Genomic DNA, 11,979 nt, shown 5'->3' on the forward strand with positions numbered 1-11,979 from the left:
TCCGGAGGCCCGCGTTCGTCCTTTATCTGGAGCAATCCATGCACGAAACGAAATTCATCCACCTCCCGCCGCGCCCACGTCCCGTACTAAAGGGACTCAGCGTCGTCGCTGGTATCACCGCGATCAGCTTCGCCGCTGCATGGGCATTCGAGCAACACCGCAAGCGCGAGCTGATGCGCGCCCTCGCCTCGATGCCCGGAGCCGCAAAGATCCTGCCGGCACTCCGATCGCATTCGGAACTGGTGCTCGCGCAGTTCAGCGCAGGCGTTACACCGAAATCGACTGCCCGCAAGTCGTAACTTCACCTGTTCATGACCGGCGCGCCGCCGGTCTTCTTTCATTTCCCGCACGCATCCGGCCCGTTCCGGAGGGGCGTGCTCACCCATCCTCAGGAGCGGAAATGCATCAACCTACCCGACTCAAACCGCTGTTCCATCCCGGCCGGCTGCGCATCACCGCTTCGGCACTATCCGCGCTGCGCTCCAACGGCATTCCGGTCATCAGCGTCGTGCTGCGGCACATTGTGGGCGACTGGGGCAGCTTATCTGACGAAGACTGCCAGCAGAACGACGTCTCCATCGCAACCGGCCTGCGCCTGCTGTCGCTCTACTGTCTGCCTGACGGCGCCAGGCTTCTGGTTGTCACCGAATGGGATCGCTCGCATACCACGATCCGGCTGGTCGATGACGTCCTGGTCCCTCCCGCATCCCGACAAAGCCAGCCCCGCCAGTCACCCATATGGCACCAGCATCCCGTCCCACCTCCGGTACGTTACCGATGAGCGCGCTGATCCAGAAACTGCACCCGGCCTTGCGCCCAGGCCAGCAGCTAGCGTTGGCGAGTTCGGGAGCGGCCCTGTTCAGCCGGCAGGGCGACTGGGACAGTGGCAGTAGCTTGCACTGCGTCGCAATGGCCCTCGCGATGCTCGGCAAGCTATCCGACCCGGTGGATATCAGGGGGCATTCTGGCGGACCTGAAGCAAGCTTCTGGGATCGGGCATGGCCACATTATCTGCATGGCCTGACGCTTTCGGAGCTCGCCAGCTTCATCTGGGAACTGAACGCGGGCGTGCGACCGGTCAGGGCGCACGGCACCCCGGCAAACGTCCTGCGTTTCTGCGAACAGGAGATGGTGAGCGGCGCACCGGTCATCGTTGGCTGGCGAAGCCGTCACCCGTTGCAGCGACGAACCTCGCTTGCAATCGGCGTCGAGGGACTGCGGCGCCAGCGGACCTTCTTGCCGAACGCACTGCTGCTGGTCGATCCAGCCGGCGTGGAACCAGGGCTAGCCGCGTGCAACGCGCGGCTGGAATTCGGCAACGCGAGGCGCACCTCGTATGTCACTGCCACGGCAATGCATCGGGTGGCCATCGATGGCGCCGTGTCTATCCGCCTGCTGAAAGCCTGGTCCTAGCTACCGCAACCGGCTTCGCTTGATCTCGGGCGGAGTCGCCGCGTTAGTGCGGCGTGTCCCGGTGGGCTTCAGTGACACACCCGCTAACGGCTCGAACAGCCCGGAAAGCGTCACGTTCAGCGAATAGCAGATATTCGCGAGCGTTTCGACGGACGGGTTGGCGATACCGCGTTCGATCGCCGAGATGTAGGTACGGTCGACGTGCGCCTCGAACGCCAGCGTCTCCTGCGATTTCCCGGCCTCGTGCCGGCACTCCTTGATCCGCTTGCCAAGGGCAATCGAGATCGGCGCGGGCCGGGCAGGTGGCGAAGTTGAGCGCTTGGCAGTCATGGCTTGCAGGATGCCCGCCCGTCGACTGAATCTCGACGTTGTAAACACTTCAATTCATGTCGTGTTTACTCTTCAGTTTTAGCATTCCCGGCCGATATACCTGTTCGTGGACTATCCGGCTCAGGCCAAACTACGCGCTGATTTGTAGAGTAAACACGACAATCCAATCAATCCAGAAACGCGGGACGAGCTCAATGATCTCCCCGTTTTCCAAAAGAGAACGTCATGACCCACCCTCGATACAAAAAGCTGGCTCACCTCGCGCTGTGCGTCTCCATGCTCACCGCACTGGCCGCCTGCGGCCATTCTGCGCCGAGCGCATCCGACGCCAAGGCCGTTATCCAGTCGCAGCTCGACGGCTGCCCATACCTCTCACTGGAGGACTTCAAAAAGAGCAACGGCATTCCCGGCGATGACCCGAACAGCTACCGGGTCGATGTTGCTTACACGCTCAGGTTCAAGCCGTCCGACGACGAACGGGACAGCATGAAGCAATGGGGGACGCTGATGAAGCAGCAGGCGGCCCTGAACCAGCAGGAAGAGCAGGATCTCAACGCTGCATCGGCGAAATACACCTCCGGCACGGATGAATCTGCCGCCGCCATGAAAGAGGTCGAAGACAGGTACAAGGACCGCCAGGACGATCTGAAGCAGCAGTTGAGCCAGACGCTCGACGCCCGGAGTTTCCTCAACAGCCTGCCGGACAAGTGCTCCAATCTGCCGCGCTCGTTCTGGACGAATTTCTTCGCGAGCGACCAGGACATCAAGGACATGGTCAGAGGCGGCGTGGAGAAGTCCTATACCGAGACGATCTCGATGGCCAGGACCGACAACGGCTGGCAGGCCGCCCGGTAACCAGTCATTCACCCCTATCGGCCGCCGCGTGTTCGGCGGCGGGTGCTCATCCGGGTTCCCTTCGGAGCCCATTACTTCAACAGGAAAAACGAAATGAAGAAAAAACGCGCATCGGGGATCGCGCAGCTTGCGCTGTGTGTTGCCGCGACCGCCGTGCTCACGGCATGTGGTGGCGGCTCGTCGGGTGGTGACTCGTCGGGCAGTTCCGCACCTGGATCGACGGCGTCATCTTCCGCCAGTTCTCTGGGTGGGACGGTCGCGATCGGTAACGCACTGGTCGGCGCGCCCGTCGCCGTGACGGACGCTACCGGCAAGGCAGTCACGGCCACTTCCGGGAGTAACGGTACCTACAGCGTCTCGATTACCGGCATGACTGCACCGTTCGTGATTACCGCGACTGACCCGTCTGGCGCGACCGGCACCCTCTATTCGGTCGTCGCGAGTACTACAACCAGTAGCGGCGCCCCGGTCACGGCGAACGTCACGCCACTGACGACCGCGGTCGCGGCGCTGCTGACGGCGAGCGGTAACCCGCTCACCCTAACGCAGAGCGGCGGTCTTTCGGCCGTCACACCCTCGGCCGTTGCCACGGCAGTCACGACCCTCGACACGGCACTTGCGCCGGTCCTTGCGGCGAACGGCCTGTCGGCCAAGGCGTTCGATCCGATTGGCGGCGCATTTACCCCGAACCAGACCGGGGCAGATGGCGTAATCGATTCGGTAGCGGTCACGCCTTCGGCGTCCGGTAGCGGAATGCAGATCACGAGCCTTGCCGATCCCGATACCGCCATTCAGCTCAATTCCTCCACGACCATTTCGACCGCGCTCGCGGCGCCGTCCCAGCCAGCGAACTACCTCGCGAATCTGGTTGCTGAACTCGGCCAGTGCATGTCCGACGTACAGGGAGGCGCGACCGACACGAGCGACACCGCCTGTACGTCGGCGATCGACGCGAGTTACCTGAACAATGGTCAGGGGACGGGCGTCGCGGGTTTCGCAGTGCGCCACACGCTCCTCACGAAGGGTACGACGCTGCAAGGCGTGAAAACCGTCGCGTTCCTGCCAGCAGGTACGCTACCCGCCATCAGCAATCCTGCGGCACTCGTCTATTTCCTGGTGACCGATCCGAACGGGACGCCGGACTTTGCGAGCGACATCGTGCAGCAGTTGCCCAACGGTGGCTGGAACATCATCGGCAATCAGCAGCAGTACAACGTCGCTATCGGGTCGTTCCTGGGTCGTATACAGTTCACGGATAGCGCTGATGCAGGCAACGGGCGATACGAGTCGGGGCTGAATATCCAGATCCCGGCAAACGTCACGGTCAGCGGCACGTCGACCAGAGTCGGGTCGGCCCTGGTGCAGGGACCGGGGCTGCCGGCGAGCGGGCTCTATCTGCTCAATACGGCCTTTGTTCCGGCAAGCCTGACGATCCCGTCGACGGCGCTCACTGCACCGTGGACCGGGTGTGGGGCCTGCGCGCAGTCGAACAGCACGACCACCCAGTACAAGTGGGACTGGACATCGCTGTCCGGCAGCAGCACGTTCTCGCCGACCACGGCGGACTATGCTTTGCAGCAAGCTAACGTGTCAGCCATCAAGGTGTTCGGCGAATATACGGTGACGCTGTACTCGATGAATGGCACGCAGATCGGGCAGCCACAGTCGGTAATCAATGTTGCACCCAACATCGCGGCGGCGGCCGGCGCAACGGTTCCGTGGCCGACGCTCGGTAGTGACGTGGTGAGCGGCTTCCTCTCTGCGGGCGGTTCACAGACGACTGCTGCAATATCGGCGCTGAATCTGGACTGGACCGTTCCCACAACGAGCAACGCGTACCCGAACTTCTGGGCGTCGGTTGGCATCGTCACGGCCGCAACCGCCAACGGTCCTGAAGAAGCTGCTCTGAACACGAGCTGGAACACCCCCACGGTAACCAGCACGTCGTATTCTGAGACGTTCAACCCGTCGCCGTACAGCGTCGCCAGCGAGGCACTGAGCGCTGAAGCCGCGCGCAATGTGCAGTTAGGCTGGGCGGCCGATGGGGAGTTCTACACGAGCACCTGGCAATACAACCATTAACTACTGGTACGAAGCCGTGACTCACGGGTAACGCCGTGGTCACGTTTCGTGTTTGTCCGCAAGACGGAGCCACCGGTTTTTCCGGGGCTCCATTTTTTTTGCTCTTCGTAGCGTTGCAGGGAGTGAAGGTCGCTTGTCGACATGAGCCGTTCGAAATTTTCGAAAGCGGACATTGGCGCGTGCGAGATTGCAGATAACATCGATGCGGACTTAAATGAAAAATTTGCTGGAAATCCTTCGTCAGGTGATGGATGCATGCCACTAGTTACAACCCACTATAGGCGATTGTTGCTGGACTACGGTAATCCCCAGTTACGCGGCATAGATGGCGCAAACAAATTAGACATCAAGTCTCGCGCTACAATGCCGCCCTTGTGCTCGATTAATAAATTTTGGTACTTTTTTTGGAGTTCTGGATTATTAAGCGGATCTTTGAATTGAAAATGCGCAAATAGCGGATTATGAGCCTCCCAAGCCTGGGTGGAAAGTGCACCCATAGCTACGAAACTTCCTTGTTCAGCGGCTTTCTTATACCAGACGTCCGCCAGTTCCTCATTTTTAGTAATTCCGTTACCAGTTTCATAGTCACCAGCTAGATAGATTTGCGCATCAACCAATCCTTGTTCGGCAGCATTACTTTCCCAATGGACCATTTGATTGAGGTCGCGAGGAACTCCGAAACCTGCGGTGCGGTACATATAAGAAACGGCGAGTTGAGAGACGGCTGAGCCTTGTGTGGCTGCGTCCAAGCACTGCTGAACAGTTGTGCTTTGCTCAACTTTTTTTGCCGAAACGATATCAAAAAAACACTGCGCATCGGTTCGATCTCGTTGCGCCGCCTGCTCAAATTCAGCTTTCGCGAGAGTAAAGTTTTTGGTGACTCCTACACCCATTAAATAATCGAAGCCAAGTTGCACCATGGCATCCGTCTTGCCTTGGTTTGCAGCGTCAAGCGTATGCTCGAACTCTTGCTTTTCTTGTGTGGCTTGCTGGACCAATTCCCGCCACCATGGGCCAGCCCCGTTGACATCGACAGGATTGATCTGACCGGAGTAGAACATATTCATGAGAGTCCTGCGTGCATCGATGTTTCCTTGCTCCGCAGCTTTTCTATACCAGAATTCGGCTTGAGCGGTATCTTTCTCAACTCCCAAACCGTCAGCATAACTTTGGCCTAGTAAAAATTCACCCCGGACATTTCCCCGTTCAGCTGCCTGCCGAAACATGACCACGGCTCGGGTATATTCTCGCGGGTACCGAGATGCATAATCCTTGCCCATCTGGACCAGCGTATTGGTATCCACTGCATCCGTATTCGAAGCCACCGTTATGCCTGAATTGGTTGTTTCCGCGTGCACAGCACTGACAAGTGAGACGATAGCAATCAAAATGCAAGCACTGACTCGTTTTTGCGCCACCGCGTGTAGCTGCCTCTGAAACAAAATAACCATCACGTTAACCTTTTCTTTGGTCCATTTTCTCCGGCACGAATTGCGCCCGAGGACGAAACGCCGTGGATCGCCGATCCTCTACGATTCGGCGGTTGGCCCCCAGGACTCCATAACCGCGATTTCCTCGATGGCGAAACCGCGATTGTCGACGATCAAGGCGACCGTGTCGAATGTCTCAAAGTGGCCGGCCCCTGCCTGTCGTCGTCTTCCCGAGGTCATCCCCGAGTCGCCGCGCCCGCTTCTTCGAAGCAGGCGCTCATCACAATATTTTTACGTGGGTCGCGGTCTCATCTTCGATTGCGCTAAAGCCGAGTCGCGCATAGAAGGCAGCAGCGGCTTCCGTATCCGTCGAAAGCCGAACCACACGAAACGTTCGGGGCGCTTCTTTGAGAAGCGCCCCGACTAGGGCCTCGCCTACGCCCTGACGTCGAAAGTCATTCGCGACATACAGACGACGCAGCCGAGCGGTATCGCCAATCGGCCTGTATGGGTCAACGTTCAAACCGCCAATACCCACCGCGAGATCCGACGAGGCGTGGACCCGCCGTAACCATGTGTTGAACAAATCCATTTTCGAGCCCGACGCGAAGGGAGCGACAGGAGACATGCGATGAAAGCACCGACGATTTCCATACACTCACTATCAGCCATCGGGTTAACCTGCCACCGAGGATCGGCCAGATTCACGCATCTGCGAGCGCTGCGCAATCAATCTCATCTCCTTTGAACATGCGTGACTCCATAAAAGAAGCGAACGTCCTAGCCTTCGCACTCACCTGCCTCCCTGTAGGGAATACCGCCCAAAGATCAATCGGAGGCAACGACCACTCTTCAAGCACCTCCGAAACCTCGCCAGAGTCAAGCTCGCGCGCAAACATCCATTCGGTTGTGATGGCGAAACCTAGATCGGAAAGAACCGCTTCCCGGATCCCTTCAGCCGCGGTCGATCGGACTCGACCGCGTATCGTAATCGAAGCCTCAGCAGCGCCTTGCCGGAAGGTCCACGCCTCCCCGCCGCCTCGTTGATCGTAGATAATAGCCTGATGCGTGACCAGGTCCATCGGCGAAGTCGGCACCCCAGCCTTGTGGAAATAGGCGGGAGTTCCTAAGACAAGGCGCCGCCCCTTGCCAATGCGCCTTGCCGTCAACGATGAGTCAGCAAGCTTGCCCATTCGCAACGCAACGTCGATACCCGCTTCGATGAGGTCAACGTTGCGATCGTCTAACAAGAGGTCCACGTCGAGGAGGGGATGCGCGTCAAGAAAAGCCGGAAGGTGTGGCATTAGATGAAGACGGGCAAACGTAACCGCGGCGCTCACACGCAAGCGTCCCGAAAGTGCCGCCCCTGCACCCCTCGCCGCCACTACCGCCTCTTCAGCAGAATCGATCGCATGTTTTGCGTGCTCGTAAAATCTCTGACCAGACTCTGTCGGCGTGAGCCCATGCGTTGAACGCATTAGCAACCGAACACCTAGATACTCCTCAAGTTGCGCTATTGCTTTCGAGACGGCAGGTTGGCCGATTCGTAGCTGGCGCGCTGCGCCCGAGAAAGATGCAGAATCGCACACGATAACGAAGGCTTCCATAGCCGACAGCCGATTCATTGTTAGTCCTTGCCGGAATGATCGATATCACCGCGCCATAATTACCACGCTTTAAGCCGCTCTCCGATTGGAAAGTCTCCACTGCAAGCATGATTCCTAGCCCACCTCCCATGCAAAGTGAGCTTCCCTTTGTTTTCCGCCTTCCAGAGGCCAGAGGTTATGCAGCGACATCCTTCGTGTTCTGAGCTTTGATCCAGTCTCGAAGGAAACGCTCCGGAGAAACAAAGCCAAGTGAAGAATGGCGACGACTGCGGTTGTAAAACACCGATATATTTGAACAGATCGGCCTTCGCGTTCGGTAGCACGCGGCGTAAACTCGTTCGCTCTTCAAGCCGTTGAAGAAGCTTTCCGTCCGGGCGTTATCCCAACGATTTCGCTTACGACTCATCGAGCAGCGCATGCCGTAATCGGTCAACTTGCGCTGGAATTCATGGCTCGCATACTGGCTGCCGCGGTCGGAATGGCACAGCGCATCGGGCACTGGCCGACGGCGGAACCATGCCATCGCCAACGAGTCCGTCACGAGACACTATGTCGAAGCAGTCGCGCATCTGGGATTTCGTGGATACCAGAATCCACCTCACGTTTTCAGCGCGTGTGCATTTCCTCAAGAACAGCGGCAAGCTCTATGAGGTCCCGCCGCAATCGCGATACTCTCGATTTGCCAAGCTTTGCGATAGCAATGGACTGTAGCTCCTGTTTCACCTCCGCACACGCCGCGTGTAAGGCAATCCCGCTCTCCGTCAGGCGCACGATCTTGGCACGTGTGTCAGTTGAGTCGGGTACCTGCTCAACATAGCCGCGCGCTTCCAGCTCCCGAACCAATTGACTAATTGCCTGCTTGGTGATTCCGGCGCGCTGCGCCAAGGTGGTGGGACGGACGCCGGTCGCATCCAGCAACGACATGAGGCTCGCGAAGGCGGGGGTCATGTCGTTGAACCCACAACCAGCAACCTTGGCCATCATGGTGGCGGTCAAGGCGCGACTGGCGGCAGCCAGGGCCGGTGCAAAGCTGTCTTCCTTTCCTTCCTTTGAGTTACTCATGAGCGTCTACGTCGTCCCAGCGCAAATAAAAAATCAAGGTGCTTGACCACATAGTCAAATACCTTTACTTTATAAAGTCAAGGTAGTTTACCAGATCGCAGAACTCGAACAAAGGAGATTCAAATGCCAATACCAACAATCGCACAAAAGGGTCCATATCCTGTTGAAGTTGAAGCGGGTAAGAGCTACTACCGGTGTTCCTGCGGACGGAGCAAGGGTCAGCCCTTCTGTGACGGCAGCCACGCAGGCACAGGCCTCTCTCCGATAAAGTTCGAGGCCGCAGAAACCAAGACGATTTACCTCTGTGGCTGCAAGAGCAGTAAGAGCGGCGTTTTCTGCGATGGTAGCCACGCAAAGCTCTAAAGATCGTTGCGACTCGGTGGATCGAAATGCTGATACAAGTCGGTTCTTCAATATCCGGCTTACTTTCCTCCGGCACGACCACCGTCGCGGCCGGACCCTCGTCAGGCGCCATCTCTTCTCGCCCAATCTAACAGCCGCCGTAAGCGGAATAAGGAAACCATCATGAACGCGATTAACCAAGTCACCCCGCAATCGGCGGGAGCTGTAACCTTCAGCCCCGACGGAGTCCTCTTTTTAGGCGACAACAAGCTCGGGGCCGTCTTTGCCTTCGAGACGGAACGCGGTCAGGCTCCAGCCTCACTGGATCCCTTCCTCTTCGAATCGATCGACGAGAAGATCGCCGCGGCGCTGGGCGTAACGGCGAAAAGCCTGGTGATGAACGGGATGGCCGTCCACCCCGTGACGCGCGAGCCCTACCTGTCCGTCGGCGTGCGCAATGGCGATCGTCTGGAGCCCGCGGTCGTGAGCATCTCGCTTGCCGGCGAGGTCCACCCATTTGACCTCTCATCATCGAAGGTGACGGTGCACCGACTCTCCGACGTTCCCGACGAGGGCAAGGCTTTTAAGTCGCGAGCCGGTTCTTTCCCATACCCGCCAGCCGCGGTCTTCGACGAGAAAGCGCGTACACCGATCCGATCCATGACGATCGTGGATCTGAAGTTTCATGCCGACGAGGTGTTCGTCGCCGGCGTCTCAAACCAGGAGTTCTCCTCCACGCTGCGGCGGATCCCTTATCCGTTCACCGGGGAAGCCAGCGAGACCAAAGTGGAGATCTACCATCTTGCACACGGCCTCTATGAAACGCGTGCGCCGATCCGGACCATGCAGTTCTCCACCATCGATGGAGAGGACACGCTCGTCGCCGCCTATGCCTGCAGCCCGCTCGTCACCATTCCGGTTTCAGCGTTGAAGCATGGCGCGAAGGTTAGGGGCAAGACGATTGGCGACATGGGCAATGGCCAGCCCATCAGCATGGTCGCCTTTCGTGATGGAGACGAGGACAAGCTGTTCATTACCAATGTCGGTCGCGGCCCCATGATAGTTCCGCTCTCCGGAATCCGCTCCGCCGAAGGCTACACGCCCGAGAACCGGCCGACCCAGGACAAGATGCTGGACCAAAACCCGTTCATGCCAGCCGGACCGGTTGGCAAGCAGGTGCTGTTCGTCGGATCGTCGCTGCGGGCGGACCTGTTCAGCGATCGCTTCTTCGTCTCGCTGACCCGCTACGCGGATACAGGCGATCTGACGCTTGAGACCCTGATGACCAGCCCGCTTCCCGCACGGCTAGACAAGGTCTGGGTGGAGTTTGATTTCCCGGGCGCCCAATTCCCGCCGAAGCCGGCGGCATGAACGGCGGCCTTGACCTTTGATGGCACCAGAGATGTGGATCCGAACTTCCCCTGGGATGCCGATCCGCATCGCTGACGCCCCCCACGGTTCAAGCGCGGCTCACTTATTCCTCGCGGCAATAAGCCATATCGGACGGATCTGGCAAGCGTTCGTCTGGCTAGAAATCGCGTTTGCCGTCTAACTGAAAATCCTCTCCCCGGGCCATGCCAGTCTATTCTGGTTTGGAAATATCAGCTCTACAACCGATCCCGCCGAGGATCCATTTGATCTCTTCGGCAAACGCCTCTTCGGGAGTGATTTTATGACCGAAATACCGATCCGCATCTCTCCTCAAGCCAAGGTGCTCCCCGCCAACGCCCTGCGTTTTTACATACATTTCCCGAGGCCAGGAGAGGCGCACTTCGATCGTGACCAACTCTGGCTGCTGAACGAGGAGGAGCAGGTGGTGCGCGACCCCTTCCTCATCCTGTCGCAGGAGCTCTGGTCGCTTGATGGGCGCCGCCTAACAGTGCTGATGGAGCCAGGAAGGATCAAGCGCGGCATTGGATCGGACCCGCCTCACGACCCCGCGCTTGTCGTCGGGCGGGCGTACAGCCTGGTCATCACGGCACGCGGGCAGACAGCGCGCCATGCCTTCCGCGTAGGCGATCCGATTCTGAAAGCGATCAAGGAGACCGACTGGCGTATCGTCTCCCCAGCAGTCGGGAGCCTCGACCCCGTCGTCGTGTACTTCGACAGAGTCATGGATGCCGCCCTCTGTGAGGATGAGATCCGGGTCTTGACCCCTTCCACAGGGATCATTCAGACGCGTGTGTCACTCGCGCCGGACGGAACCGCAGCGCAGCTTATCCCAAGCCTTCCTTGGAGCGCCGGGGAGCACCGCCTCGTCGTCTCTGAACGTCTCGAAGACGTTTGTGGCAACAGGCTGGGCGAGGCTCTGGACCATGACCTGAGCACGATCGGACGACCGCGGCCTGGCATGATCATCTTCACTCCGCGCGGCGCCAACGCGCCCTCGTCTGTCCACGCCAAAGCCCAGCGATATGCGCCAATAGTTTCCCGACGCTTCTGGTCGCGCACGCTTTAGCTGGAATTGCTGGCGGCCGCGCTCATGTTATTTGGTGCGTTCTGAGTTGGCCGTGTAAAACCGGCGTTGGAGAAAGCGGCTCCGCCGCCTATTTCGACGGAGCCGCTTAGGGAAACATAGCCGCTTCGTTGTCATTCCAAACTGGAATAAACATTAGTCTCAGCCGCCGGCTACAGATGATCCGTTCCATCGCCTATTGTTCCGATGCTTCAACGCCTACCTTGGCGCCGTCGAAACGCTCCGACATGAACGAACGGCGCATAGCAATCCAGAATGAAGGAACGAAATCATGAGCAGAAAACTTGAGGGTAAGGTCGCCGTAGTTACCGGTGCCAGCGCCGGTATCGGCCTCGGTGTCGCCAAAGCGTTCGCCAATGAAGGCGCACGCGTGTTCATCACG

The 11,979-nt window shown here is 58.8% G+C and carries 14 protein-coding genes and 1 pseudogene; 9 read left to right on the plus strand and 6 right to left on the minus strand.

The annotated features are described in order from the left end of the window. The 3 genes from FQ755_RS31975 to FQ755_RS31985 all read left to right on the plus strand — a co-directional run. On the plus strand, positions 1-299 hold a 299-nt coding region (locus FQ755_RS31975), incomplete at its 5' end, for a hypothetical protein (RefSeq protein WP_222105811.1). Positions 300-400: 101 nt separating this feature from the next. Beyond that, entirely contained in the window at positions 401-781 is a 381-nt protein-coding gene (locus FQ755_RS31980; RefSeq protein ID WP_144160703.1) for a hypothetical protein, read from the plus strand. Continuing rightward, positions 778-1,413, plus strand: a complete 636-nt coding sequence (locus FQ755_RS31985) for a hypothetical protein (RefSeq protein ID WP_144160706.1) — start codon at positions 778-780, stop codon at positions 1,411-1,413. Before FQ755_RS31980 ends, FQ755_RS31985 begins: the two co-directional genes overlap by 4 nt. Here FQ755_RS31985 and FQ755_RS31990 read toward each other — a convergent pair whose 3' ends face one another. Further along, the gene (locus tag FQ755_RS31990) at positions 1,414-1,743 is read right to left on the minus strand and encodes a helix-turn-helix transcriptional regulator (RefSeq protein ID WP_144160709.1); all 330 of its coding nucleotides are present in this window, start codon (positions 1,741-1,743) and stop codon (positions 1,414-1,416) included. A 276-nt stretch (positions 1,744-2,019) separates the two neighbouring features. Here FQ755_RS31990 and FQ755_RS31995 point away from each other — a divergent pair, with 276 nt between their 5' ends. Both FQ755_RS31995 and FQ755_RS32000 read left to right on the plus strand, forming a co-directional pair. Beyond that, on the plus strand, positions 2,020-2,598 hold the full coding sequence (locus FQ755_RS31995; protein ID WP_144160712.1) for a hypothetical protein: 579 nt from the start codon (positions 2,020-2,022) through the stop codon (positions 2,596-2,598). Between the two features lie 93 nt (positions 2,599-2,691). Further along, a complete protein-coding gene (locus FQ755_RS32000) occupies positions 2,692-4,680 on the plus strand; it encodes a cell wall anchor protein (protein WP_260858976.1) in 1,989 nt (662 codons plus the stop codon). 296 nt (positions 4,681-4,976) lie between these two features. On the opposite strand, the gene FQ755_RS32005 is transcribed toward FQ755_RS32000, so the two are convergent. The 5 genes and pseudogenes from FQ755_RS32005 to FQ755_RS32025 all read right to left on the minus strand — a co-directional run bounded on the left by FQ755_RS32005 (position 4,977) and on the right by FQ755_RS32025 (position 8,779). Then, positions 4,977-6,131 (minus strand): tetratricopeptide repeat protein, encoded by a 1,155-nt coding sequence (locus FQ755_RS32005; protein WP_144160715.1) that lies wholly within the window; start codon positions 6,129-6,131, stop codon positions 4,977-4,979. A 259-nt stretch (positions 6,132-6,390) separates the two neighbouring features. Beyond that, entirely contained in the window at positions 6,391-6,738 is a 348-nt protein-coding gene (locus tag FQ755_RS32010) for a GNAT family N-acetyltransferase (RefSeq protein WP_144160718.1), read from the minus strand. Positions 6,739-6,814: 76 nt separating this feature from the next. Next, positions 6,815-7,735 (minus strand): LysR family transcriptional regulator, encoded by a 921-nt coding sequence (locus FQ755_RS32015; protein WP_144160721.1) that lies wholly within the window; start codon positions 7,733-7,735, stop codon positions 6,815-6,817. A gap of 157 nt (positions 7,736-7,892) precedes the next feature. After that, positions 7,893-8,261: pseudogene (locus tag FQ755_RS32020) on the minus strand (DDE-type integrase/transposase/recombinase); the annotation flags it as partial. A 62-nt stretch (positions 8,262-8,323) separates the two neighbouring features. After that, positions 8,324-8,779, minus strand: coding sequence for a MarR family winged helix-turn-helix transcriptional regulator (locus FQ755_RS32025; protein WP_144160724.1), 456 nt, complete (start codon positions 8,777-8,779; stop codon positions 8,324-8,326). Positions 8,780-8,902: 123 nt separating this feature from the next. Here FQ755_RS32025 and FQ755_RS32030 point away from each other — a divergent pair, with 123 nt between their 5' ends. The 4 genes from FQ755_RS32030 to FQ755_RS32045 all read left to right on the plus strand — a co-directional run. Continuing rightward, a complete protein-coding gene (locus FQ755_RS32030) occupies positions 8,903-9,142 on the plus strand; it encodes a CDGSH iron-sulfur domain-containing protein (RefSeq protein ID WP_144160727.1) in 240 nt (79 codons plus the stop codon). A gap of 162 nt (positions 9,143-9,304) precedes the next feature. Further along, entirely contained in the window at positions 9,305-10,492 is a 1,188-nt protein-coding gene (locus tag FQ755_RS32035; RefSeq protein WP_144160730.1) for a hypothetical protein, read from the plus strand. A gap of 301 nt (positions 10,493-10,793) precedes the next feature. After that, positions 10,794-11,579: a hypothetical protein gene (locus FQ755_RS32040; protein ID WP_144160733.1), complete on the plus strand. Its 786-nt coding sequence runs from the start codon at positions 10,794-10,796 to the stop codon at positions 11,577-11,579. A gap of 289 nt (positions 11,580-11,868) precedes the next feature. Then, positions 11,869-11,979 (plus strand): SDR family NAD(P)-dependent oxidoreductase (locus FQ755_RS32045; protein ID WP_144160736.1); only part of this gene is annotated, 111 nt, incomplete at its 3' end.

The organism is Paraburkholderia sp. BCC1885 (assembly GCF_900996235.1).
Taxonomy (GTDB): domain Bacteria; phylum Pseudomonadota; class Gammaproteobacteria; order Burkholderiales; family Burkholderiaceae; genus Paraburkholderia.